Below are 24,260 nucleotides of genomic sequence, written 5' to 3' on the forward strand. Positions count from 1 at the left end.
GGATGAATGGGTGTCAGTGGCAACTCCGGAATACCTCACCGATCGTTCCCCCGGCCGGGGCGCGCTGCCGCCGCGCGCCCGGGCGCACAGCGATGCGCAATCCACCAGCCTGAACGGGGCCTGGCGATTCCGGTACGCCCCCCGCGCCGACGGGCCGACCGGCTTCGCCGAGCCCGACTTCGACGACACCGCCTGGGACAGCCTGCCGGTGCCCACGCACTGGGTGCTGCACGGCGACGGGCGCTACGGCCACCCCGCCTACACCAATGTGGCGTTCCCGTTCCCGGTCGACCCGCCGCACGTGCCGGACGAGAACCCGACCGGCGACTACCGGCTGCGCTTCGATCGGCCCGACTGGGTCGGCTCGGGCCGCGCGATCCTGCGCTTCGACGGGGTCGAGTCCGCGTTCCGGGTCTGGCTGAACGGGATCGAGATCGGCGTCGGCAAGGGCAGCCGACTGCCGATCGAGTTCGACGTCACCGAGGCGCTGGTCGCCGGCGGCCGGACCGACGTGCTCGCCGTGCGGGTGCACCAGTGGTCCGACGGCAGCTACCTGGAGGACCAGGACCAGTGGTGGCTGCCGGGGATCTTCCGCGATGTGACGCTGCTGCAGCGCCCGGTGGGCGGCATCGACGACGTCTTCCTGCGCGCCGATTTCGATCATCGAACCGGGATGGGCCTGCTCACCGGCGAGGTGTCGGCGCCGGCCCAGGCGTACCCGATCACGGTCGAGATCGCCGAGCTGGGCCTGCGCCAGGAGCTCGCCGGTCCCGGTGAGCCGATCGACCTGGCGGCGCCGGCGCAACCCTGGAGCGCGGAGGAGCCACGGCTGTATCAGGTGATCATCTCCGCGGCCGGCGAGACGCTGACCGAACGGGTCGGCTTCCGCACGGTACGCATCGACGGCGATCGGCTGTCGGTGAACGGGCGACAGGTGATCTTCCGCGGCGTCAACCGGCACGAGGTGCTGGCCGATCGCGGCCGGGTGTTCGATCCCGACGCCGCCCGCGCGGACCTGATCATGATGAAGCGACACAATGTGAACGCCATCCGGACCTCACACTACCCGCCGCACCCGGACCTGCTGGACCTGTGCGACGAGCTGGGCTTCTGGGTGATCGACGAATGCGATCTGGAGACCCACGGCTTCGAGCTGCTGGGCTGGCGGGACAACCCCTGCGACGACGGCCGCTGGCGCGGCGCGCTGCTGGACCGGATCGCGCGCACCGTCGAGCGGGACAAGAACCACCCGTCGGTGATCATCTGGTCGCTCGGCAACGAGTCGGGCACCGGCGAGAACCTCGCAGCGATGGCCAACTGGGCCCGCGGCCGCGACGGCGGCCGGCCGATCCACTACGAGGGCGACCGCACCGGCGCCTACACCGACCTCTACTCGCGGATGTATGCCAGCCCCGGGCAGGTGGAGGTGATCTTCGGCGCCGGACCGCTGCCCGGCTGCACCGCCGGCGAGGCGGCACGGGTGCGCGCGATGCCCTTCCTGCAGTGCGAGTACGCCCACGCGATGGGCACCGGCCCCGGCGCGCTGGATGTCTACGACGAGCTGGTCGAGGCGTACCCGGGTTATCACGGCGGCTTCGTCTGGGAATGGCGTGATCATGGTCTGCGGCGACGCGACGAACGGGGCGAGTGGTACGCCTACGGCGGCGACTTCGGCGAGGAGCTGCACGACGGGAACTTCGTCCTGGACGGGCTGGTCCGCTCCGACGGCGTACCGTCGCCGGGTCTGGCCGAGTTCGCCGCGGTCAACGCGCCCGTCTCGCTGACCGTCGCCGACGGGGTGCTCACCGTCCGCAACCGGCAGCACACCCGCGGGCTTGATCATCTCCGGTTCGTGGCGTGCAGCGAGCTGGACGGCGGGGACCCGGTCGAGGCCGAGGTGGCCGTGCCCGCGGCGGGGCCGGGCGAATCCGTGTCCGTGACGCTCCCGGAGACGGTGCTCGCGCCGCGGCCCGGCGGCGAGTGCTGGCTGCGGGTACGCGCCGAGCTGGCCGCCGACGAGCCGTGGGCGGGCGCCGGACACCCGGTGGCGGAGGGCCAGTGGCCGCTGACGGTGCCGGCGCGCGAGGCGCCACGCCCGGCGCAGTTCGACCCGACCTCGACCGAGCACGCGCCGCTCGGGGCCGCCGAGTTCGACCCGGCCACCGGGCTGCTCACGGCCCTGGGCGAGCTGGCCGTCACCGGGCCGATTCTCGAGCTGTGGCGCGCGCCGACCGACAACGACCGGGGCGCCATCTTCGGCTCCTTCGAGCTGGCCGACCCGGCCACCACCGGCGGTGACGGCGTACCCGGCCCGTCATCTGCCCAGCGCTGGGCCGAGCGCGGGCTGGACCGGCTGAAGCACCGACTGGTCGAGTTCCGGGCCGCGGCACACGGGATCGTGGCCACCTATCGCGTCGGCGCCGCGGCGACCCGCGCCTATGCGGACCTGACCTGTCGCTGGTGGTGGGCCGACGACCGGCTGATGCTGCGCGCCGAGGTGACGCCGTCCAGCGACTGGGACTGCACCTGGCCGCGGATCGGGCTGCGGTTCGGGCTGCCGGCGGAGCTGGACGAGGCGGCATGGTTCGGCACCGGGCCGGGCGAATCGTGGCCGGACAGCCGGCGCGCCGTGCGGGTCGGTCGGTTCGCCGCGGGCATCGACGAACTCAACTTCGCCCCGACCCGCCCCCAGGAGAGCGGGCACCGCGCCGGACTGCGCGAGCTGACGCTCAGCGGCCCCGGGCGGGCGCTGACCGTGGAGGCGTACGCCGAGGCCGGCCGGCTGCCCGGCTTCACGATCGCCCGGCACACACCGCAGCAGGTGGCTGCCGCGGCGCACCGTCACGAACTGCCGGCGCCCGAGCGGACCTGGCTGTTCGTCGATGCCGACGTGCACGGACTCGGCTCGCGCTCGTGCGGGCCGGACGTGCTGCCCGAGGCACAGTTGTGGCCCCGCGCGGAGGCGATCACCCTGGCCCTTCGGGCGGCGGGCAACAACCGGCCCGTGCAGGGTGGCGCGGGGCTGTCGGACTGACCGGGTGGCGCCGCCCGCGGCTCCCCGGTGACGGTGCGCGCCTGGCCCAGCCTGCGGCCCGCGAGCCGAGAATCAGCGCGGCGTCGACAATCGGCAGGACGACTCCGTCAAAGGTCTGGTTGTGTGCCTGCCACAGTGCGTCGCGGCTCGGGAAGGTGCCGAGATCGCGGATGACCCACGCGCTCAGATCTCCGGTGGCGCTGCCGGTGCCGGGTTTCGTCCAGCTCACCTGGCGGTTTCGGATGGCTTCGAACAGCGTCTCCGGCCCGGAGTTGGTGAAGGCAGGCGTCTCGCACGGGTCTTCCGGCCCACGGAAGATCTCACCGCACGTCACCCACTGATCATCAATGCAGAAATCTGGCCAGCAGAGCAGCACCTCGCGCGGCATCAGCACGCGAGGCACCCGGAAACGTGGTCGCCAGAACTCGCCGCGGACAACAAATCCCCGTGCCCGTGTCGGAATCCCTGCCGACCTTGCCACGGCTTCCAGGATGGCCAGTCGCTGACTGCACGACCCGAAGCCGCGCCCGATCACTCTGGATGCGGGAAGTTCTTCGTTCACGGAGTAGACGGGGCGGATCGACTCCGCAATGACCTCGTGAGCCGCGCCCAGGAACTTCGTCGGTAAAGGCGTGGAAGCGCTCTCGAGGGCTCGACGGGCAAGCTTCGCAACATTCTCATGAGTGAAATCGAGAATTGGTGTCGGTGAAACATTGGACGACGACCACACGTGTTTGTCCGCTTTGGCTTCCCGGAGAGAGGAGTAGCGAGGCGCTCGGTTGATCCGCGCCGGCTCACCGCCCGGCCGCATAGCCCTGCATCCCGCGGGGATTGGCCGCCGCGCGCAGCAGCCCCGTCGCGGCGTCGCGGGACACGGCGCTGAGCCGGCCCTCCGACCACGCCGGGCCCACGGTCACGTCGTGACCACGCGCCCGCAGCCCCGCGACCAGCTCGGCGTCGGCATTCGCCTCGACGACGAGCGAGCCCGGCCGGTAGCCGCGCGGCCAGAACGAGGCGATCAGCGCATCCGTGTGCCAGTTCGGGGCGTCGATCGCGCCCTGCAGATCCAGCGCGGAGGTACGCGCCTGCGTCGCGGCGACCCGCAGGAAGAAGCTGGTGCTCCACTGGTCCTGCTGGTCGCCGCCCGGCGTACCGAAGGCGAGGGTGGGCTCGCCGTGCAGGCTGGCCAGGCTGGGCGAGAGGGTGGTCCGCGGGCGCCGGCGCGGGGTCAGCGAATTCGGCAGGCCGGCATCCAGCCAGCACATCTGCAACCGGGTGCCCAGCGGGAAACCCAGCTCCGGGATCACCGGGCTGGACTGCAGCCACCCGCCGCTCGGGGTGGCCGCGATCATGTTGCCCCAGCGGTCGACGACATCGATGTGACAGGTGTCCCCGGTCTGCCCGGCCGCGTCGGCGCGTGGCGCGGCGTGGCTCTGCACGGTGGGCTCGCCCGCGCCCCCCGCGGCGGACGAGCGCACCTCGCCCGCGACGACGCGGCGGAGGTGCTCGGCCAGCACGGGCTCGCGGCCGTCCGGCGTACCCGGCCGGAACTCCCGGCTGGCGGCATCGGTGATCAACATCCGCCGCTGCTGGGCATAGCCCGGCGCGAGCAACCCGGCGAGGTCGACCTCGGCGGCATCGCCGTACCAGGCGTCGCGGTCGGCGAACGCCAGCTTGGCGCCCTCCACGATCCGGTGCACGACGGCGGCATCGAATGCGCCGAGATCGGCCGGCTCGCAGTCGCCGAGCAGCCGCAACTGCTGCAACATCGACGGGCCCTGGGACCAGGCCGCGCACTTGTGCACCGTCCATGGCCCGTAGTCGACGGCGGCGGGTCGCTCCCAGACCGCCTGGGGTCGGGCAAGATCATCGCCGGTCAGCACGCCGGCGTGCGGCGTACCCGTCGAATCCATGACCGGGGTACGCGCGGTCCGCACCATCGCCTCGGCCACGAAGCCCTCCTTCCAGACCCGCAGCGCGGCGTCGAGCTGGGCCTCGCGGTCCGCCGATGCCGCTTCGGCCTCGGTGATCAGCCGCTGCCAGGTCCGGGCCAGCGCCGGGTTGCGGAGCAGGGCGCCGTTCCGCGGGCTGTCCCCGCCCGGCAGCCAGACCTCGGCCGAGGTGGGCCAGTGCTGGGTGAACAGTTCGCGTACCGATTCCACGGTCGCGCCGACGGCGGGCACCGGGCTGTGTCCGTCGCTGGCCAGGGCGATCGCGTGGTCGAGAACATCCCGCAGGGACCAGGTGCCCCGATCGCGCAACAACACCAGCCAGGCCTCGACGGCCCCCGGCACCGCGGCGGCGAGCGGACCGGTGCCGGGCACCAGATCCAGGCCGAGCTCGTCGCGATAGTGGGCGATGGTCGCGCCGTCCGGCGCCACGCCCTGACCGCACAGCACCTCGGGGGCGCCCCCGCGCTCGCTGATGATCAACGGGGCGTCGCCGCCCGGCCCGTTCAGGTGCGGCTCGACCACGTGCAGCACGAAGGCGCCGGCCGTGGCGGCGTCGAACGCGTTGCCGCCGCGCTCCAGCACGGACATCGCCGTGGCGGTGGCCAGCCAGTGGGTGCTGGTGGCCATGCCGAACGTGCCCTCCAGCGTGGGGCGGGTGGTGAACTCCACGGGCGTCTCCTCGACAGATCGGGTGGGGGACAGATCGGGTGGGGGACAGATCGGGTAGGGGGAGCGTCTCACGTGGCGCGGGCCGGCGTGAGCGCGACCGGCGCCGCACCGTCGGTCACCAGATGGCAGCGCACGAACCGCCCCGGCGCAACCTCGCGCAGCTCCGGCACCTCGGTCGCGCACCGTGCCACGGCGATCGGGCAGCGGGTGCGGAATCGGCAACCGCTCGGGGGATCGGCCGGGTCGGGCAGGTCGGCGGAGATCTCGATCCGTTCGCGGGAACGCTGCTCGACCGGGTCGGGTACGGGGGCGGCGGCGGTCAGGGCCTGGCTGTAGGGATGCAGCGGGTCGGCGGTCAGCTCGGCCGTCGGGCCGACCTCGACGAGCTGGCCGAGATACATCACGGCGACCCGGTCGGCCAGGTACTCGACCACGCCGAGGTCGTGGGTGATGAACAGCGCGGCGAAGCCGAGCTCGCGCTGCAGCTCCTTGAGCAGGTTCAGCACGGACGCCTGTACGGACACGTCGAGCGCGCTGGTCGGTTCGTCGGCGACGATCAGGTCCGGATCGAGGATCAGCGCCCGGGCGAGCGACAGGCGTTGCCGCTGCCCGCCGGAGAGCTCGTGCGGGTAGCGATCCAGCAGGTCCTCGCGCAGGCCGACGCGCCCACACAGCTCGGCGGCCCGGGCCCGGCGTTCCGCGCGCGTCCCGATGCCGTGGTGCCGCAGCGGCTCGGTGACGATCGTCGCGCAGGTCTGGCGGGGATCGAGGGAGGAGGCGGGGTCCTGGAAGACCAGGTGGAAGCGTCGCCGCAGGGCGCGCAGCCGCCCACCGCGCAGGCCGGTCAGCTCGGTCCCCAGCACCCGGACCGTGCCCGCGCTCGGCCGGTCCAGCGCCACGGCCAGCCGCCCCACCGTCGACTTGCCGGACCCGGACTCGCCGACCAGCCCGAGGATCTCCCCCTCGGCGACCACCAGGTCGATGCCGTCCACGGCGCGGACCGCGCCGAAGTGGCGGGTCAGCCCGGACAGCTCCAGCGCGGGGGAACCGGTCATCGCTGCGCTCCCGCGGTCGCGTTCGTCATCGGGTGCCAGCAGGCGACCAGATGCTCGCCCGGGCCGGCGAGCGCGGGTCGGGCGGCCCGGCAGTCGTCGGCGGCGCGCGGGCAACGATCCGCGAAGGTGCACGCGTCGGGCTGCACCGCCAACGCGGGCACCGTGCCGGGGATCTCGGCCAGCCGGTCGGCCACCGATCCGGGCCGCGGGACGGCACCGAGCAGGCCGTTCGTGTACGGGTGCTCGGGGTTGGCGAACAGCTCCGCCACGGGCGCGGTCTCCACGCCGCGACCGGCGTACATCACCAGCACCCGGTCCGCGATGTCGGCGACCACGCCGAGATCGTGGGTGATCAACACGATCGCCATGCCCAGCTCGGCGCGCAGCCGGTCCAGCAGCGTCAGGATGCCGGCCTGCACGGTCACGTCGAGCGCCGTCGTCGGCTCATCGGCGATCAGCACCTCGGGATCGCAGGCGATGGCGATGGCGATCATCACCCGCTGCCGCATGCCGCCCGAGAGCTGGTGGGGGTAGAGGTCGATCCGCTGCCGCGGTGCCGGGATGCCGACCAGCCCCAGCAGCTCGATCGCGCGCTCGCGGGCCCGCGTACCGGACAGGCCGCGATGGCGCCGGAGCACCTCGGTGAGCTGGCGCCGCACCGTCAGCACGGGATTGAGCGACGACAACGGCTCCTGGAAGATCATCGAGACCCGATCGCCGCGGATGTCGCGGAGCGTCGCCGTGGACGCGCCGACCAGTTCGACCTCGCCCAGGCGTACCGATCCGGTGACGGTCGCGGTACGCGGTTGCAGGCCGAGCACCGACAGGGCGCTGATCGACTTGCCGCAGCCGGACTCGCCGACCACCGCCAAGACCTCGCCCGGCGCGAGGTCGTAGCCGAGCCCCTGGACCGCGTGCACGGTGCGGCCTTCGCTGCGGAAGGTGATGTCGAGGTCGCGCACGCGCAGCACCGGGCCGGTCATCGGCCGTCTCCTTTCGGGTCGAGCGCATCCCGCACCCCGTCGCCGAGCACATTGAACGCCAGCGTGAGCGCGACGATCGCCAGACCGGGGAAGACCGCCATCCACGGCGCCGGGTAGAGGAAGGACTGCGCGGCGGAGAGCATGGTGCCGAGCGACGGGGTCGGCGGTTGTACGCCGAGACCGAGAAAGCTCAGCACGGCCTCGGCGAGGATCGCGCCGGGAATGGCGATGGTGGTCTGCACGATCAGGGCCGACGCGGCATTGGGCAGGACGTGTTGGGCGAGTGCGGTGACCGGCCGCGAGCCGCTGGCGATGGCGGCCTGCACATACTCCCCGCCGCGCAGCCGCAGCGCCTCGCCGCGGGCCACCCGGAAGAACGCGGGAACCAGCGAGATCGCGACCGCGAGGGTGGCATTGGTCAGCGAGGGGCCGAGGATCGCCGCCAACCCGACCGCGAGGATCAGGAACGGGAATGCCAGCAGTGCATCGGTGAGCCGCGAGGCGATCATGTCGATCACGCCGCCGTAGTAGCCCGCGAACATGCCCGTCGCGATGCCGATCACCGCGGCGCCGATCACCGCCAGCAGCCCGACCTGCAGCGAGGCACGGAGGCCGAACAGGATCCGGGAGAGCTGGTCGCGGCCGAGATCGTCGGTGCCGAGCCAGTGGGCGAGCGAGGGTTGCGCGAGGACGGCGTCGAAATCGGGGGCGATCGGGGAATAGGGGGCGAGCAGCGGCGCGGCCAGTGCGGCGAGCACGAAGACCCCGACCGCGACGGCGCCGGCGACCGCGAGCGGGTTGGCGCGCAGACGGCTCAGGGCGCGCGATCGGCGGCGGGCCGGCGTGACGATGCCGCTCACGACACACCACCGACCCGGATCCGCGGATCGAGCAGGGTGTAGCAGACGTCCACCAGCAGGTTGATCACCACATAGGCGACCGAGGTGATCAACACCACCGCCTGGATCAGCGGGTAGTCGCGGGTGAAGACCGCATCGAGGGTCAGCTTGCCGAAGCCGGGCAGCGTGAACACCTGCTCGGTGACCACCGCCCCGCTGATCAACTGCCCGAGATTGAGGCCGAGCACGGTGACCACCGTGATCAGGCTGTTCCGCAGCGCATGGTCCAGCACCACTGCGCGGCCGGTGAGCCCCTTGGCGCGCGCGGTACGCACATAGTCTGCGGACAGCGCCTCCAGCATGCCCGAGCGGGTCTGGCGCATGACGACGGCCGCCAGACCGCTGCCGAGCACGAAGGCCGGCATGATCATCCGGGACAGATTCTCCAGCGGGTCGATGGTGAACGGGACGAACCCGGATGCCGGCAACCAGCGCAGCCCGACCGCGAAGATCAGCACCAGCAGGATGCCGAGCCAGAAGTTCGGGATGGACAGGCCGAGCAGGGCGGCGCCGTTGGCCAGCCACTCGCCGGGGCGGCCGCGCTCGACGGCCGCAACGACGCCGGCGGCGACGCCGATCGCGGTGGCGAAGAGCATGCTGAGCAGCGCGAGCTCCAGGGTCACCGGCAGCGCCGCGAGGACCGCCTCGATCACCGGCTCGCCGGTGCGGACCGATGTGCCGAAGTCGCCGCGGATCGCGTGGGAGAGCCAGTTCAGGTACTGGATCGGCAGCGGATCGTCCAGGCCGTACCGCTCGCGGATCGCGGCGATGGCCTCCGGGGATGAGTCCTCGCCCGCCAGCACCAGGGCCGGGTCGCCCGGGATCGCCCGGATGCCCGCGAAGACGGCGATGCTGACCAAGAAGATCGTCACCAGCGCCTGGCCGGCGCGACCGGCGAGATGGCGCAGCGCGCGGCCGCGCGGGGCGTTCGGCCGGGTCGCCGACGGCTGGGTGGCGGGCGGTGCGGTGACGGTCATGTCGCATACCCCGCGTCCCGCAGCCGGATCAGGCCGTCGGCATAGACCCGCAGCCCGGCCAGCCGGTTGCTGGCGAGCACCAGACTGGAGGGGCGGAACAGGTAGATGATCGGCAGGTCCTCGGCCAGTCTCTCCTGCAGTGCCCGGTACGCCGCGCGCCGCTTTCCGACATCGCTGATGGTGAGGGCCTCGGCGAGCTGGGCATCGACCTCGTCATTGGCGTACCCGCCGTAGTTGTTGGGTGCGCCGGAGCGGAGGAAGGAGGCCATGTTGCCATTGGGGTCGACGCGCCCGGACCAGCCGGAGAGCAACATCTCGAAGTCCCCGTTCTTGCCCGCTTCGAGCAGGCTGGTGAACTCCATCGCGCGCAGCCGGACGTCGAAGCCGGCCTCGTTCGCCATCGCCTGGATGATCTGCCCGGTGCGCAGATCGTTGGCGGTGTTGGGAATGCTGAGTTCGACCGACACCGGCGTCGGCAGACCCGATTCGGCGACCAGCCGGCGGGCCCGCTCGAGGTCGCGACCGGGGCAGACCAGGTCGGGGTCGGCGTAGGCACTGGCAGGCGGCACCGGCCCGCAGGCCGGGGCGTACATGTCCTGGAAGGCGATCTTGTTGATCAGCGCCCGATCGAGCGACAGCGCGAACGCGGTGCGCAGCTCCGGGCGGGTGGCGAGCGGGGTGTCGACCACCGCGCCGGGCGCCGGCCCGCCCGAGGTGCGGGTATTGACGGTCAGGCCGTAGTAGCCGAACGACGGGCTCCGGAAGAGCTGCAGCTCGCCGTCGCCGCTCGTCGAGAGCACGTCGACCGGCGCCATCTGGTCCCCGACCACCACATCGCGCGAGCGGAGATTGGCCAACCGCACGGAGGAGTCGGTCATCACCCGGTAGATCACCTCGTCCAGGGCGATCTCGTCGGCGGCGTAGTAATTGGGATCGCGGCGCAGCACGATCCGGTCGCCGATCGCTCGACTGACGAAGGCGAACGGACCGACGCAGACGGGTTCGGTACCGAAGTCCTCGCCGAGCCGATCGAGCGCCTGCGGAGACATGATCATCCCCGCGCGGTCGGCCAGCACGCTCGGCAGGGACGCATCCGGTTGGCTCAGCGAGAGCACGACCGTGCCGGGGTCTCGGACGGTCACCTCCTCGACGCTCGCCAGTTCCGCGGTGCGGCTGGAGGACTCCAGTTGCAGGTGCCGGTCGAGCGACTTCTTGACCGCGGCCGCGTCCAGCGGCGTGCCGTCGGCGAACCGCGCGTCGCGGCGCACGGACACCGTGAGTTGGCGCCCGTCGGGCGAGGTCTGCGGCAACTCGGTCGCGAGCTGCGGCACGATCGTCATCGACTCGTCGTAGTCGTAGAGCTTCTCGCACATCGAGGCGAAGACCTGACGGGCGACCAGGGTCGAGGACTGCGTCGGGTCGAGCAGGTCGGGTTCGCTGGCCAGTGCGACCTGCGCGCTGCCGCCCCGGCCGGGGGTGCGGGCGTCGACGGAGCGTTCGCCGAACTCGGTGCCGGTGGTCGGACCCATCGGGGCACAGCCGGCCAGCAGCACCGCCGCCGCGGCCAGTGCGCCCAGCAGTCCGCGGCTTCGCCCGCCGATCGTGCGAACCGCCATGGGGTGACGGTATCCAGAATCCCGTGGGCGTGAGGGGGGTTCTTCGCAGCGAGATGTGCTCGTCACCTGCGGTCAGCGGTCCGTGATCTGCCAGCCGTCGGCCGACCAGGCCGGATCGGACTCATCGATCGGCCGCGCGGAGGCGCCCGCGCCGATCCGGACATCGTCGACGAACACGCCGCGACCGGCCGCACTGGCATCGAAGGTCTGGCGCCAGCGGACCGCGGTGGTGCCCGCGGGCAGCGAGGCCCGCCCCGCGCGCCAGGTGCGCCCGGTGGACGCGGTCAGTTCGCCGTCGACCTCGTCGTCGCCGAGCCGGTACGCCAGCGGTTGCCACGTCGAGCCGTCGCGGCTGGTCTCCATGATCAACGGGTCGGTCGGCTCGAGGTCGACCAGGCTCTGCCAGCGCAGTTCCGTGCTGCCCGCCGGCACCGCGAGGCGCAGCGAGGTCTCCGCGTTGTTCGGCCGGGTGGAGACCCAGGCGCGCTTGCCGGCGACCGCGCGCACCGCCAGGGCATCGGCGAGCCCGCGGGCTGCGGCGGTGCGCGCGGGGTTGACGCTGCCCCATTCGCGGGACGGATGGACCCGGTTGGTCAGCAAGATCACGAACGACCGGCTGTCGAAGTCGATCACCAGCGAGGTTCCGGTGTAGCCGGTATGTCCGGCGGTACGCGGGCCCGACAGTCCGTCCATGTACCAGTGCTGGTTCAGCTCGAAGCCCAGCCCATGATCGTCTCCCGGGAACCCGGTGTTCTCGTTGGTGATCATCGCCTCGACGGTCTCGGGCTGCATGATCCGCCGGCCGTCCAGGACGCCGCCGTTCAGCATGGCCTGGGCCAGCCGGGCGAGGTCGGCCGAGGTGGAGAAGACGCCCGCGTGCCCGGCGACGCCACCGAGGCTCCAGGCGTTCTCGTCGTGCACCTCGCCCCACACGACGCCGCGGTCCGGGGCGCGCTGTTCCTCGGTGGCCGCGATCCGCGGACGCAGCGACGGGTCGGGGTTGTATCCGGTGTCGGTCATCCGCAGCGGGCCCGTGATGTCGTCGGCGACGAGTCGATCAAGGGTCTTGCCGCTCACCCGGTGCACCAGCTCGCCGAGTGCGATCAGATTCAGATCGCTGTAGGTGTAGGTGCTGCCGGGTGGGTTGCTCAGCTTGGCGGTCAGGGCGGCTCGAAGCCGGCTGTCCGGATCGGGTTGATCACGCCACAGCGGCAGGAAGGGAGGCAGCCCCGAGGTGTGGGTGAGCAGTTGGCGTACCGTGATCGAGGCCTTGCCATCGGGATCGTCCGGGCCGTTCGCGGCGAACTCGGGCAGATAGTCGGCGACCGCGGCGTCCAGGTCGACGCGGCCGCGCTCCACCTGCTGCAGCACCACGATCGAGGTGAACAGCTTCGAGATCGAGGCCAGGTCATAGATGGTGTCGGTCCGGGTGGCGATCCGCTGGTCGGCCGGCAGCACCGTCTGGCCGGGCCCGTAGCGCACCGCCTCGCCGAACGCCTCGGAGAAGACGATCTTGCCCTGATAGCCGTAGGTGAGCACGCCGCCGGGGTAGCGCGGACGGCCGTCCGGCTGCGCCTCGGCATAGGACTGCACCTGTCGCCAGGCCTCCGCGATCGGCGCCGGGTCGAGCCGCATCCGCTGCGGGGTGCTCTCGCCCAGCGAGGTGGTGGGCCGCGCGAAGCCGTCCTGCGGGCGATCGAAGCGCCCTCGGGCCGCACCGTCGGCGGCACTCGCCGGGCTGCTCGGAACCATGATCAGGACCATAGCGAGGGCGGCGAGCACGCCCAGCCGGCGGCTCATTCGCCGCTCCCGAACTCGTAGATGATCTCGTCCGGGTCGTCGGCCGACGGGATGTCGACCGGCAGCCGACCGGACGGGTCGACCTGCCCGGTGAGCACCCGGGCGACGGAGCGCAGGGCGACATCATTGCGCGAATAGCTCGCCAGATAGCTCTCGGTGTCGAGGTAGGCGATGTCGTAGGGCACGCCGACCGCGACCACCACGACCGGTACGCCGGCCGAGTTCAGCGCGTCGACCAGCGCGGCCTGACCGGAGTTCGCCCTGGTGTTGTTGGTGATCACCACGGCCCGGCCGGCGGTGCGGGCGCGCTCGACGGCGGCGGTGATCGCGGCGGCATCGGGGTTGGTCGCGGTCGCGTGGGCCTCGGCGTCCGCGCCGCCGTCGCGCAGCGCCCGGGTGAGGGAATCGACCGGGGCCGTTCCGGCGCCCGTGACGAGCGTGCGCCCGGCGCCGAGCGGCACCAGGTCGGCGGCGTCCGTGAGTTGGGTGATGCTGCGGTCGGCGATCTCCTGGGCGGTGGCGAGATTGCGGGCGGTGCCGACCACGCGATCGCGCAGGTTCGGATTGGTCTGCCACATCGCGACGGCCCCGCGCTCGAACTTCATGGCGAGGATCCGCCGGACGCTCTGATCGATCCGCTCCTCGGTGAGCCGGCCGGAGCGGACGGCATCGATCACCGCCCGGTACTGGACGTCGGGCGAGTTCGCGTCGAGCAGCACGTCCACGCCCGCCTCGATGGCCCGCACCGCCACCTCGGCGTCGGGATAGTTCTGGCGTACCGCATCCATCCGGAGGGAATCGGTGACGACCACTCCGTCGTAGCCGAGTTGATCACGCAGGATGCCGGTGACGATCGGCTCGGACAAGGTGGCCGGGTCGCCGCTGGGATCGAGTGCCGGCACCGAGATGTGGGCCGTCATGATCATGTCGGCATCGGCCTCGATCGCGGCCCGGAAGGGCGGCGCGTCGATGGTCTCCCACTCCTCGCGAGTGTGGTTGATCACCGGGAATCCCGTGTGGGAGTCGACATTGGTGTCGCCGTGGCCGGGGAAGTGCTTGGCGGCGGCGCTGACCTTGGCGTTCTGCAGGCCGGCGATCGCCTGCGGGACGTGCTCGGCGACCAGGTCGGGGCGGGAGCCGAAGGAGCGTACGCCGATCACCGGGTTCGCCGGGTTGACGTTGACATCGGCGTCGGGGGCGTAGTCGGCATTGATGCCGAAGGCGCGCAGCTCGCGGCCGGTGATCGCGTATGTGGTGCGGGTGGCCTCGGGATCGCGGGTGGCACCGAGCGCCATCGCACCGGCGAACTCGGTCGCCGGTGGTCCGATCCGGGCCACCAGCCCGGTCTCCTGGTCGGTACTGATGGTCAGCGGGATGTCGGTACGCGGGCTGGCGTCGCGGGCTGCGCGCTGCAGGCCGTTGCTCAGGCCGGCGATCTTGGACTGGTCGGCGACATTGTCGGACCAGGCGAAGTAGATCACGCCGCCGAGGCGGTACTTGGCGACGACCTCGGCGGGGGTGGCGACGCCGTAGCGCTCCGTATTGCGGCTGTCGGCGGCGTCGGCGCTCGCGCCGTAGACATAGTTGACGAAGAGCTGGCCGACCTTCTCCTCCAGGCTCATCCGGCGCAGGGTCGCGTCGGCCCAGCGGGTCGCCGGATCGGCGGCCCGGGCCGGGGTGGCGGCCGTGGCGAGGGCGAGCGCCCCGGCCAGGACAGCGGCCGCGAACAGGCGGGCGGGACGGGTCAAGGTGGTCATCGTCGACCGACCTCCTTCTGGGGGAGCGCCCGGATCGGGCCGTTCTGCGAAGCTAGCCAGCGGGCATCTCGGGGTCAACCCTCGGTAGCGTGATCGCATGGGTCAGGCGATCGAGCTGGCGGCGGGCGGGCGTACCGTCCGGATCAGCAATCCGGAGCGGGTCTACTTCGACGAGCTCGGGCTGACCAAGCTGGATCTCGCCAACTACTACCTGTCGGTCGGCGACGGGATCGTGAACGCGTTGCGCGAGCGGCCGACGATGCTGCACCGCTTCCCGAAGGGGTTGTCGGGGCCGAAGGTGCACCAGAAGCGGTTGCCGCAGGGCGCGCCGGACTGGGTGGACACGGTCGAGCTGTTCTTTCCGCGCTTCGGGCGGACGGCCGATGAGTTGTGCGTGACGGAGATTGCGCAGGTGATCTGGGCGGTACAGATGTCGACGGTGGAGTTCCATCCGTGGAACTCGCGCCGCGCCGATGTCGAGCGCCCGGATGAGTGGCGGATCGATCTTGACCCCGGGCCGGAGTGCCCGTGGTCGCGGGTGCTGCGGGCGGCCGAGGTGACGCACGAGGTGCTGGACGAGCTGGGAGCGGTCGGCTGGCCGAAGACCTCGGGAGGCCACGGGATGCACGTCTATGTGCGGATCGATCCCGATCATGGTTTTGCCGAGGTACGCCGGGCCGCGCTCGCGTTCGCCCGCGAGGTCGAGCGGCGGCTGCCCGAGGAGGTGACGACGACGTGGTGGCGCAAGGATCGCGATCCGGCGAAGCTGTTCGTGGACTACAACCAGAACACCCGCGACCACACGATCGCCTCGGCCTACTCCGTGCGTGGGAACCAGCGCGCGACCGTCTCGGCGCCGCTGACCTGGGACGAGGTCGGCGACGCCGAGCCGGACGATTTCACGGTGCTCACGATGCCGGGGCGCTTCGCCGAGCTCGGCGATCTGCATGCGGGCATCGATGATCATCCGTTCGCCATCGAGCCGTTGCTCGAGTGGGCCGATCGGGACGGGTTGCCGGAGAAGTAGGGGTTGCCGGAGAAGTAGGGGTTGCCGGACAAGCAGGGGTCGCCGGGATCGATCAGCCGCTGTCCGGCGGTGGCCGCTCGGGTGGGCGCCGGGCGGGCCGCGTACCGGTGCGGTCGCGGACGATGGTCCACCCGTTCGGGCTGGTCCACAGGTAGCCGCCGCGGGGCAGGCGGCGGTAGCGCCAACCCGCGAGCGTCTTCAGGCGGTGATGGCGGCGACACAGCGGCGCCAGGTTGTCGGTGTGCGTCGGGCCGTGCGGCCAGGGCGTGATGTGGTCGATGTCGGCGCGCAGGCTGTTCTTCGCACACCACGGGAACACGCACGTCGGGTCGCGCAGAATGACCTGCTCGCGGATGGGATCGGGGATCGCGTAGCGCGGTGACGTCCGCGGCCGGTTCAGGTCGATCACCGGCTTCACCACGACGGTCGTGCCCGGCGCGGCGCACCAGCCGCGGACCTGATCCGGCGTGATCGGGGAGTCGGTGTTGCCCAGCCGGCCGACCGGCCCGAACGGCGCCCGCGCGCCGTCGGCGCTCAGATGGGCGTACAGCACGATCGTGCGCCCCGCCGGTCGGGCGCCGTCCGGATCCGCCGGTCGAGCCTGGTCGGGGTCGCCGGCCGGGTCGGAATGGGAGGGATCGAGCAGGGGCTGGCGGCGGGCGAGGTCGCCGAGGGCGCGGGTGCGGCGGGCGTGCAGCGGGGCGTCGGATCCCCAGGCCCGCTGGGCCTCGGCGCCCGCGCTGAGCGCGGCGGCCAGGTCGAGGCCGTCCGGAAGCTCGAGCGTCCCCGACAGATACGCCCGGCCGTCGACGCCCGTGACATCGCACTCGACCTCCACGAACAGGTCGTCGTCGCGGCCGCCGGCGTTGTCCGGGTGGCCGCCGGCCGGATCCTCGGTGGCCGCGACGAACTGCGCCGTCGCGGCGGCGACCAGCCGGGCGAGCTGGGCATGGCCGATCCTGCCGGCGACCGCGGTGACCTGTCGGTCGACGTAGGCGGTCGCGGCCGGGGGCAGCGCGCGGGTCGCCTCGGCCACCGTGCGGGCGCGCCAGGCCGGCACCCGTAGCGCCTGCACGTCGGCCCAGAGCAGCGGCAGCCGGTGGCGGAGCTCCAGCGCGTCGCCGATCAGTCGCTGCCCGGACTCGGTCGTGACGCCGAGGACCGCCGCGAACTCGGCGACGCACGCGGGGTCGACCCCGGGGGCGCCGGCGCCGGCCAGCGGGATCAGCGTGTCCTCGCCGCGCGACCACAGGGTCGCCGGTTGATCATCGAGGTCGGGATGCAGCACGGCCCACTCGGCGGCAGCGTCGAGGATATCGGCCTCGGCGCGAAGTTGATCATGGCGCAGGTCGGCGACCGCGCCGAGCAGCGCGCCCGCCGTGCTCATCGCCCCCCGATTCATGAAACCAACTCTAGGGAGGAGGTCTGACAATCTCCCGCGCAACGAATCGCGTTGTTCACAGCAAGTGCTTCGCGGCTGCTCGCGGCGTCGACGCCGCGAACCGACTGACAGTTCGAGTGCCCACAGATGTCCCGGTCGCACCAGCAGGATGCAACGGGTCGTTGATTGGACTGGGACTAGCTGTCGGTTTCCTCGCTGTCGCCTGACCCGGACTCGAGCTCCCTCGTCGCGCCCGACTCCAATGCCTTGGGCATTACTGGCTCGGCGCTCGCAAGGATTCTGTCGGCAGTCCATGACCCAGCCGCGACGGCGCTCGCGAGGCCAGCGGCCGCGACCGGGTCAATCAGGACCGTGATTCCGACAATGACCGTTCCTACTACTCGGGACAACACACCAACGGCCTGTGGGTAACGGATGAGGAAGATCTGGAGATCGCCCAAGAACGTCGCGGCAACATCCTTCAGGCGGAATACGCTTTTCTGGGGATCATCGATCTCATGCAGGAGGCGATCGATCAAGTCGATGAGCCGCGAGCCGGCGGACTCCTCAACCTCCCCGTCGTTGACCGCCTGGACAACGATCCTGCGAGCCGTGGTAAGGGCATCCCTGAGCTTCTGTGCCGCCGTGCGGAGCTCGACGCTCTGCGCCTCGACGATGTCGGCCATGGAGTCGAGGTGATCGAGCGGGTCGTCCCGATTGGGGACCGGCTCTGACCACCCGGCTGGCTCGACGAGGGCATCCCACCAAATCGACAGCCGTGACTCATAGCGGCGCTTGGCGGGCTCGTCCAAGGTGTCGAGTTCGGCAAGCATCTCGCTGAACAGGTCGGTTGCTCGTATGTGGCCCCTGACGAACTCCGGCGATCCGTGCCCTACCCCGAGCGCTCCTGACCAAGCCTCCAGTACAGAGCGTCCGCCCTGCATGGCTTCGGCCCGAACAGTACGGAGTAGGTCGTGCAGTGCACGGGTGGAACTCAGGGGCTTTTCCTTCTCAGCGCCTCCGGAAGTCATGTCTGCAAGATAGCGGGACCGTATGACCAAGCCCCGCTGTTCAGCAGGGTTGCCAAGAACGCAAGAAACGCGCGGCTACTCCCGCCTGATCTTGGGCATCCGCTTGCCCAACTCGCCGAGGAAGACCTCGCGTACGGCATCGGAATCGACGACCCCGCCGATCATCGGCAGATTCCCGGATGCGGCCCGCTGGCAGACCACCAGCCAGGCCTGTCCCATGGCAAAGGTGAAGGTCGACGCGACCCCGGCGCCGATCGCCCCGCCGGCGATCGTGCCGGCCCCGGGGATGAACTTCAACAGCCCGGTCACCGCCGCCCGGCCACCGGTGGTCGCGGCAGCGGTCGAGGCGACCGCCAGCATGGCCGCGCGGTCGAACCGCAGCTTGTGAATGATCGCGAGCCGACCCATCATCGCCAACTGGATGGGCACCAGCACCGCCGCATCCGAGAACGGGATCGGCGTCGCCGCGGCCGCCGCCGCGCCGGCCGCTGCCGCCCCTATCGTCTTGTGCGACTCGCGCGCCTTCGACGCAAGGTCCACCTGCTGTTCGGCGACGAGGGCTGCATGTGCTGCCTCCGGCACAATGCGAAAGGTCGCCTGGACGAGGTCGATCAAGCCGAAGGCCGGCTGACCCGTGAACGGATCCCTCATGGCGTTGGTGAACACGGGCCGCTCGCCGAAGATCGGCAACCGGAGCTGCTCGATCCGGCGCGCCAGCTCGATCACGTCCGGATGCACCACCCCGTCGCGTGACGGCACCTGGGTGAACACCAAGATCACGCCCAGTCCGTGATCAACGAGATTGCGGATGAACTGCGCCTCGGACTCCTCGAATCGTCGATCCATCGGTCGTACGCAGTACCACGCCGCATGCACCTGCTCGTTGATCGGCTTGCGTCGATACTCCTTCACGAACTTCGACAGATCGGCCGCCAGTGTCTTGTCGTCGCGGCCGATCTCCAGCCCGCGAGTGTCCACGATGCCGAGGCGCCCACGCCGATCAAGATAAAGATGTGAGTCCTTCGTCACCGGCTCGCCGATGCCGGTCGCGGCCACCGGCTCACCGAAGACCGCATTGATCAGCGTGGACTTGCCCACCCCGGTCTTGCCGAACACCGCCAGATTGAACCGGCCGATCTCGTCGGACTGCTTGTCATACTCGGCCCGGAACGCGTCGGTGAACCACTGCGACACCTCACTCGCCCCCGACCCGGCTGGTGCCGGGCTCCAGTCGCGCTCCGGCCTCCACCTCCGCGCCCGCGGGCACGGTCGTGTCCGCACCGACCAGGGTGATCTCGTCGTCATCCGGGCTGTCGGGCCGACTCGGCTCACCGCCGATCCGGGCGTGCTCGCCGACGCGTACCCCGGTGTCCATGATCGTTGCCTCGACCACCGCATCCGGCCCGATCTCGCAGTCGGCGAAGATCACCGAATCTCGCACGCTCGCGCCCGCCGCGACGCGCACCCGCGGCCCGAGCACACTCCCGCGTACCTCACCGTCCACCTGGCAACCGCCGCTGATCAGCGACTCGTCGACCCGGGCGCCGCCGGACAACCGGGCCGGGGCCGCCGGGATCTGTCGCGTCAGCAGCGGCCAGTCGGTGCGATTCAGCACGCCATGATCATCGCGCGCCAGATCCCGGTGCGATGTCAGATAGGTCGACGGCCGACCAAGATCACGCCAGTAGCCGCCGATGCGGTGCTCGTACGCCCGGCCCTGCTCGACCAGCCGCGGCACCAGATGTTCGCCGAAGTCGCCCAGACCCGAGTCGTCCTCGTCCTCCTGCCGACCATCGAGCTCGCGGTGCAGGTCCCCGAGCGTGTCCACCAGCACCTGGGTGTCGTAGACGAACACCTCGGTGGCGACCACCCCGGTGCTCGGCCGTTCCGGCTTGTAGGCGAAGTCGGTCACCCGGCCGAGCCGGTTCGACTCGACGGTCGCGTGGTTGCTCGCCTCCTCGATGCCGAGGTCGGCGCCCAGGTCGTAGGTGACGATCGTGCACCCGGCGCCCTTGCGGCGGTGGGTCGCCAGGGCGTCGGCATAGTCGGTCAGGTACACATGGTCCGCGCTCAGCACGATCACCTCCTCCGCGCCGTGCGCCGTGATCTCGCTGCGCAGCCGGAACAACTGATCGGCATTGCCCGTCGCGAAACCGTCCTCGACCGCCGAATCGCCCTCCTGGGGAGGCAGCAGCCGGAATCCGCCGCGTGTCCGGTCCAGATCCCACGGCCGGCCATTGCCGACCGAATCGTCGAGCGAGCGCGCCTGGTACTGCACCGCCAGCCACACGTCGTCAATGCCGCTGTGGTGCAGGTTCGACATCGCCACGTCGATCAACTGGAAGCTGCCGGCCAGCGGCAGGGCAGGTTTCGCCCGTTCCCGGGTCAAGACGTCCATCCGGCTGCCCTGACCGCCGGCGAGGACGAGCGCAAGCGTCCGTACTCGAGCCATGCGGCCATGCTAGCGAGCGCCCGGCGCACCGCCGGGCGCCCGTCTCGGCGTCAGCCCAGCAGCTCCGCACACAGCCGGCCGACCTCGGCCAGCGGCTCCTTGCGGGTTTCGGCGTCCGCCGAATCGGCATTCGTCAGGCAACTGATCACGATCGGTACGCCCGCCGGCGTCCAGGCGATCCCGACGTCATTGCGCGTGCCGTACGCCCCGCTGCCGGTCTTGTCACCGAGCCGCCAGCCCGCCGGCAGGCCCTTGCGAAGATCGTCCGCTCCGGTCCGGTTCGCCAACAGCCAACCGGTCAGCCGGCGCCGGGCGGCCCCCCCGAGAGCCCGCCCGGCGACCAACTGCCCGTAGTTCTCGCCCATCGCGCGCGGAGTCGTGGTGTCGCGCAGGTCGCCGGGTGCCCACTCGTTGAGCGCTGGCTCCCACCGCGTCAGTTCCGTCACCCGATCGCCGAGGTCACGCGCCAGCGCCGTGATCGCACCCGGCCCGCCGATCAGTTGCAACAGCAGGTTTCCGGCCGCGTTGTCCGAATCGGCGACGGCCGCCTCGCACACCTCGGCAGTCGTCGGCACGTGTCCTTGTTCCAGCCAGGCCGCCATCACCGCGGCGTACCCGGCTCCGTCCACCAGCGACGGCGGGAAGTGCTGGCGCCGGTCCATGATCAGGCGATCGCGGAAGATCAACCGGTTGTCCAGCACCGCTGCCGCGGCGAGCGTCTTGAAGGTCGAGCACATGGCAAACCGCTCGTCGGCACGATGATCGACGGTGGCACCGGTGCGCAGATTCTGTGCGTACAGGCCGATCCTGCGGTCGTAGCGCTCCTCGATCCGAGCAATCTGTTCCATGATCAGCCCAGCTCTCGTACCACGAGGCGCATGATGTCGACCAGCGGCGCGTCCAGGGTCTCGGCATCGATGTCGGAAGAACTGGTCATCGCGCTGATCACGATCGGTACGCCGGTGCCGGTCCAGGCGATGCCGATGTTGTTCCTGGTCGCGTAGTCCCCGCCGGAGCCGGTCTTGTCCGCCAATCGCCAGTCGACCGGGAGCTCCTTGCGGAAGGTGTTGTCGGAGGTCAGATTGCCGAGCAACCATTCGGTGAGCTGATCGCGGATCCGCCGCCGCAGGGTACGCCCGAGCAGCAGCTCGCGGTAGTTGTTGCCCATCGCTCGCGGGGTGCTGGTGTCGCGTATCGATGACGGATCCCAGTCGCTCATCTCCGGCTCCCAGCGCTCCAGCACGCTGACCCGGTCACCGAGATCGCGGTACAGCCGGGTCACCGCGCCGGGGCCGCCGATGTATTGCTGCAGCAGGTTCGCCGCTCCGTTGTCGGATTCGCGGGTGCACGCCTCGCAGATCTCGGCCATCGTCGGGGCATAGCCACGCTCCAGCCACTCCCGCGTCCGCGGCGCCCACAGGCCGTCCGGAACCAGCGACGGCGGGTAGTACGCCCGGCGCTGCAGGAACTTCGGGTCCGGGCTGACCAGGCGCCCGTCCAGCGCCGCGGCGACCGCGAACGGCTTGAACGTCGAGCACATCGCGAAGCGCTCGTCCGGTCGATGAGCGATCCGACGCCCGGTGCGCAGGTTCTCGGCGTACAGGCCGATCCGGCGGTCGTAGCGGCCCTCCAGCTCCGCGATCGGGGAGCCCGCGGCGACGGCCGCCGGTGCACCTGCGCCGCCGACCGCGGCGGCAGCGGCGGCTGCCGCAGCGCCGGCGAGCACCGTCCGGCGCGCGATCTGGGTGGATCGGACTGGGCTGGTTTCGTTCGGTTCCATGATCGACAGCGTGGCCGGAGGGTGCGCGGGTACGCCAAGACAGCCACCCCGCCATTCATGCGCGAACCGTATTGTTGCCCGCATGGACCTGCTGGAATCGCTGCGCAGCTTCTGCGCGGTGGCCGCCGAGCGCAGCTTCACCCGTGGCGCCGAGCGCTGCGGTCAGCCGCAGCCGGTCGCCAGCCGGCGGATCGCGGGGCTGGAGGAGCGCCTCGGCGTACCGCTGCTGATCCGCACGTCGCGGCGCGTCGAGCTGACGCCCGACGGGGAGCGGCTGCAGCCGCTGGCCCAGGAATTACTGGCCCGGGCCGACCGGATCGAGCGGCTGTTCGCCGACGACGGGCCGGTGCTGGTGCTCGGCGTCCCGCCGGGCGTCACCGCCCGGGCCCGGGCCGCGATCCGGCGCGGGTTCGCCGGACGCGAGGTCGTCTTCGTGGCCGATGATCCGGCCGGTCGGGCGGAGCTGCTGCAGGCGGGCTCGGCGCACCTGGCGCTGGTCCCGGTGGCGCCGGACGGTGCCGAGATCTGCGTACCACTCGGCATCGCGCAGCACAGCCCGGCCGGCACCCCGCGCGCGTTCTTCCTCGACCAGTTGCGTCGGCCGGTACGCGAGCGCGCCCACCCGCCACGGGCGTTGCACCTGCTCGCCGAGGACGACGTCCCGGCGGTCCGCGACCGGCTGCGCGATGCCGTCTTCGCCGCCGGGCTCCGCGCCGACCAGTTGATCATCTCCACACCCGCCGCGGAGGCCTGGACCCGCGTGCACGAGCGCGGCGACGTGGTGGTGGCGAGCGCCGCCGAGGCCGACCGCGAGGAGCTCGCCTGGTCGCCGCCCGGGCGCCTCGACCTCGCCCGTGGCTACCGGTTGGCAGGCCCGGCCGAGCTGACCGCCGGCGACCGAGCCGCCCTGCTGGGCCGGCTCGCGTCCGGGCTCGGCGGACGGGTCAGGGGGCGCGATGCTGCGTGAGCACGCCGCCCTGATCGCCGACATCGAGCGGGACTGGGCGGCAGCGGGGCTCAGCGGGTCGTTGCTCGCCCGCAATCTCGACACCGGCGCGGAGCTCGGCTTCGGTGCCGGGATCGCCTGGCCGCTGGCCTCGGTGATCAAGCTGCCGTTGGCGGTGGTGGTGCACGACGCGTTCGAGCGGGGCGAACTCGACCCGGCCGAGCCGTTCGAGCTCGACCCCGATCGGGCGACCAGCGGCCCGACCGGCGTCTCGCTGTTCCGGCACCCGAGCCGGGTGGCCGCGGAGGACCTGATGCAGTTGGCGCTCGCCGTCAGCGACAATGCCGCGACCGACGCCCTGCTGGAACGTATCGGGATCGAGACGGTGACCGAGCGGTTGGCCGGGTTCGGATTCGCCGAGATCGTCCTGCGCCACCCGATGCGGGCGATCTATGGCATGTCGGGCGCCGTGGCCGAGGTCGGGCTCGGCCTCGCCGCGGGAGCCACCACCCCGGGCGGCGGTCACCTGATCGGCGAGCTCGACCCGCACCGCGCCAATGTCGGCACCGCCCGCGCTCTGCTGGATCTGCTCGACCGGCTGTGGACCGATCGGATCTCCACCCCGGCGGCCTGCGCGCGGCTTCGCGCCGCTCTCGGCCACCAGCTCACCCGACACCGCCTGGCCGTCGAGCTGGCCAGCGACGAGGTGCGCGTGCTGTCCAAGACGGGCACCTTCCTGGATCTGCGGCACGAGGCCGGGGTGGTCGAGGCCGGACCGGACCGGGTCGCCGTGGTTGCCCTGACCCGGTCGAGCATCCCGGCCTCGGTGCAACTCGAGGCGGAGTTCGCCATCGGCCACGCCGGCCGGCTGGCCGTCGATGCACTCCGCGGCTGACCCATC

The 24,260-nt window shown here is 71.4% G+C and carries 19 protein-coding genes; 4 read left to right on the top strand and 15 right to left on the bottom strand.

Features of this window, described 5'->3' with window-relative positions:
* Positions 1–16 precede the first annotated feature (16 nt).
* Positions 17–3,034, top strand: a complete 3,018-nt coding sequence (locus tag GGQ54_RS10630; protein ID WP_343045929.1) for a glycoside hydrolase family 2 TIM barrel-domain containing protein — start codon at positions 17–19, stop codon at positions 3,032–3,034.
* Here the strand turns inward: GGQ54_RS10630 and GGQ54_RS10635 are convergent.
* From GGQ54_RS10635 to GGQ54_RS10675, 9 genes are all read right to left on the bottom strand, one after another.
* Positions 2,967–3,764, bottom strand: a complete 798-nt coding sequence (locus tag GGQ54_RS10635; RefSeq protein WP_179445363.1) for a transglutaminase domain-containing protein — start codon at positions 3,762–3,764, stop codon at positions 2,967–2,969. The genes GGQ54_RS10630 and GGQ54_RS10635 overlap by 68 nt on opposite strands.
* A gap of 64 nt (positions 3,765–3,828) precedes the next feature.
* A complete protein-coding gene (locus GGQ54_RS10640) occupies positions 3,829–5,655 on the bottom strand; it encodes a gamma-glutamyltransferase family protein (RefSeq protein ID WP_343045930.1) in 1,827 nt (608 codons plus the stop codon).
* 68 nt (positions 5,656–5,723) lie between these two features.
* Entirely contained in the window at positions 5,724–6,710 is a 987-nt protein-coding gene (locus GGQ54_RS10645; RefSeq protein WP_179445364.1) for an ABC transporter ATP-binding protein, read from the bottom strand.
* Positions 6,707–7,693, bottom strand: a complete 987-nt coding sequence (locus GGQ54_RS10650) for an ABC transporter ATP-binding protein (protein WP_179445365.1) — start codon at positions 7,691–7,693, stop codon at positions 6,707–6,709. The genes GGQ54_RS10645 and GGQ54_RS10650 overlap by 4 nt, the downstream gene beginning before the upstream one ends.
* Positions 7,690–8,553 carry an ABC transporter permease gene (locus tag GGQ54_RS10655; protein ID WP_343045931.1) on the bottom strand — a complete coding sequence of 288 codons (864 nt, stop codon included), beginning with the start codon at positions 8,551–8,553 and terminating at the stop codon, positions 7,690–7,692. Before GGQ54_RS10655 ends, GGQ54_RS10650 begins: the two co-directional genes overlap by 4 nt.
* Entirely contained in the window at positions 8,550–9,569 is a 1,020-nt protein-coding gene (locus GGQ54_RS10660; RefSeq protein ID WP_179445366.1) for an ABC transporter permease, read from the bottom strand. The genes GGQ54_RS10655 and GGQ54_RS10660 overlap by 4 nt, the downstream gene beginning before the upstream one ends.
* The gene (locus tag GGQ54_RS10665; RefSeq protein WP_179445367.1) at positions 9,566–11,185 is read right to left on the bottom strand and encodes an ABC transporter substrate-binding protein; all 1,620 of its coding nucleotides are present in this window, start codon (positions 11,183–11,185) and stop codon (positions 9,566–9,568) included. Before GGQ54_RS10665 ends, GGQ54_RS10660 begins: the two co-directional genes overlap by 4 nt.
* A gap of 72 nt (positions 11,186–11,257) precedes the next feature.
* Positions 11,258–12,985 (bottom strand): serine hydrolase domain-containing protein, encoded by a 1,728-nt coding sequence (locus GGQ54_RS10670; protein ID WP_179445368.1) that lies wholly within the window; start codon positions 12,983–12,985, stop codon positions 11,258–11,260.
* Positions 12,982–14,742, bottom strand: coding sequence for a glycoside hydrolase family 3 protein (locus GGQ54_RS10675; RefSeq protein ID WP_179445369.1), 1,761 nt, complete (start codon positions 14,740–14,742; stop codon positions 12,982–12,984). The genes GGQ54_RS10670 and GGQ54_RS10675 overlap by 4 nt, the downstream gene beginning before the upstream one ends.
* A 97-nt stretch (positions 14,743–14,839) precedes the next feature.
* On the opposite strand from GGQ54_RS10675, the gene ligD reads away from it, so the two are divergent.
* Complete coding sequence (gene ligD, locus GGQ54_RS10680; protein WP_179445370.1) at positions 14,840–15,769, top strand: non-homologous end-joining DNA ligase; 930 nt, start codon at positions 14,840–14,842, stop codon at positions 15,767–15,769.
* Between the two features lie 52 nt (positions 15,770–15,821).
* Here the strand turns inward: ligD and GGQ54_RS10685 are convergent, their stop codons facing one another.
* From GGQ54_RS10685 to bla (GGQ54_RS10710), 6 genes are all read right to left on the bottom strand, one after another.
* The gene (locus tag GGQ54_RS10685; RefSeq protein WP_179445371.1) at positions 15,822–17,171 is read right to left on the bottom strand and encodes an HNH endonuclease signature motif containing protein; all 1,350 of its coding nucleotides are present in this window, start codon (positions 17,169–17,171) and stop codon (positions 15,822–15,824) included.
* Positions 17,172–17,347: 176 nt separating this feature from the next.
* The gene (locus tag GGQ54_RS10690; protein WP_179445372.1) at positions 17,348–18,181 is read right to left on the bottom strand and encodes a hypothetical protein; all 834 of its coding nucleotides are present in this window, start codon (positions 18,179–18,181) and stop codon (positions 17,348–17,350) included.
* A 75-nt stretch (positions 18,182–18,256) separates the two neighbouring features.
* Positions 18,257–19,375 carry a GTPase family protein gene (locus tag GGQ54_RS10695; protein ID WP_343045932.1) on the bottom strand — a complete coding sequence of 373 codons (1,119 nt, stop codon included), beginning with the start codon at positions 19,373–19,375 and terminating at the stop codon, positions 18,257–18,259.
* 1 nt (position 19,376) lies between these two features.
* Complete coding sequence (locus GGQ54_RS10700) at positions 19,377–20,633, bottom strand: glucose-1-phosphate adenylyltransferase family protein (RefSeq protein ID WP_179445374.1); 1,257 nt, start codon at positions 20,631–20,633, stop codon at positions 19,377–19,379.
* A gap of 50 nt (positions 20,634–20,683) precedes the next feature.
* Complete coding sequence (bla, locus tag GGQ54_RS10705) at positions 20,684–21,481, bottom strand: class A beta-lactamase (protein ID WP_179445375.1); 798 nt, start codon at positions 21,479–21,481, stop codon at positions 20,684–20,686.
* 2 nt (positions 21,482–21,483) lie between these two features.
* On the bottom strand, positions 21,484–22,413 hold the full coding sequence (gene bla / locus GGQ54_RS10710) for a class A beta-lactamase (protein ID WP_179445376.1): 930 nt from the start codon (positions 22,411–22,413) through the stop codon (positions 21,484–21,486).
* A gap of 82 nt (positions 22,414–22,495) precedes the next feature.
* Here bla (GGQ54_RS10710) and GGQ54_RS10715 point away from each other — a divergent pair, with 82 nt between their 5' ends.
* On the top strand, positions 22,496–23,380 hold the full coding sequence (locus tag GGQ54_RS10715) for a LysR family transcriptional regulator (protein WP_179445377.1): 885 nt from the start codon (positions 22,496–22,498) through the stop codon (positions 23,378–23,380).
* Positions 23,370–24,254, top strand: a complete 885-nt coding sequence (locus GGQ54_RS10720; RefSeq protein WP_179445378.1) for a serine hydrolase — start codon at positions 23,370–23,372, stop codon at positions 24,252–24,254. The genes GGQ54_RS10715 and GGQ54_RS10720 overlap by 11 nt, the downstream gene beginning before the upstream one ends.
* Positions 24,255–24,260: the final 6 nt, after the last annotated feature.

Source organism: Naumannella cuiyingiana (assembly GCF_013408305.1).
In the GTDB taxonomy this organism is placed as follows: Bacteria; Actinomycetota; Actinomycetes; order Propionibacteriales; family Propionibacteriaceae; genus Naumannella; species Naumannella cuiyingiana.

Excerpts from the sequence above, each read along its gene's own strand:
- ligD (WP_179445370.1), top strand. The coding sequence starts at position 14,840 with ATGGGTCAGGCGATCGAGCTGGCGGCGGGCGGGCGTACCGTCCGGATC.
- bla (WP_179445375.1), bottom strand. The coding sequence starts at position 21,481 with ATGGAACAGATTGCTCGGATCGAGGAGCGCTACGACCGCAGGATCGGC.
- GGQ54_RS10700 (WP_179445374.1), bottom strand. The coding sequence starts at position 20,633 with ATGGCTCGAGTACGGACGCTTGCGCTCGTCCTCGCCGGCGGTCAGGGC.
- GGQ54_RS10715 (WP_179445377.1), top strand. The coding sequence starts at position 22,496 with ATGGACCTGCTGGAATCGCTGCGCAGCTTCTGCGCGGTGGCCGCCGAG.
- GGQ54_RS10685 (WP_179445371.1), bottom strand. The coding sequence starts at position 17,171 with ATGAATCGGGGGGCGATGAGCACGGCGGGCGCGCTGCTCGGCGCGGTC.
- GGQ54_RS10645 (WP_179445364.1), bottom strand. The coding sequence starts at position 6,710 with ATGACCGGTTCCCCCGCGCTGGAGCTGTCCGGGCTGACCCGCCACTTC.
- GGQ54_RS10675 (WP_179445369.1), bottom strand. The coding sequence starts at position 14,742 with ATGACCACCTTGACCCGTCCCGCCCGCCTGTTCGCGGCCGCTGTCCTG.
- GGQ54_RS10650 (WP_179445365.1), bottom strand. The coding sequence starts at position 7,693 with ATGACCGGCCCGGTGCTGCGCGTGCGCGACCTCGACATCACCTTCCGC.
- GGQ54_RS10665 (WP_179445367.1), bottom strand. The coding sequence starts at position 11,185 with ATGGCGGTTCGCACGATCGGCGGGCGAAGCCGCGGACTGCTGGGCGCA.
- GGQ54_RS10670 (WP_179445368.1), bottom strand. The coding sequence starts at position 12,985 with ATGAGCCGCCGGCTGGGCGTGCTCGCCGCCCTCGCTATGGTCCTGATC.
- GGQ54_RS10720 (WP_179445378.1), top strand. The coding sequence starts at position 23,370 with ATGCTGCGTGAGCACGCCGCCCTGATCGCCGACATCGAGCGGGACTGG.
- GGQ54_RS10660 (WP_179445366.1), bottom strand. The coding sequence starts at position 9,569 with ATGACCGTCACCGCACCGCCCGCCACCCAGCCGTCGGCGACCCGGCCG.
- GGQ54_RS10690 (WP_179445372.1), bottom strand. The coding sequence starts at position 18,181 with ATGACTTCCGGAGGCGCTGAGAAGGAAAAGCCCCTGAGTTCCACCCGT.
- bla (WP_179445376.1), bottom strand. The coding sequence starts at position 22,413 with ATGGAACCGAACGAAACCAGCCCAGTCCGATCCACCCAGATCGCGCGC.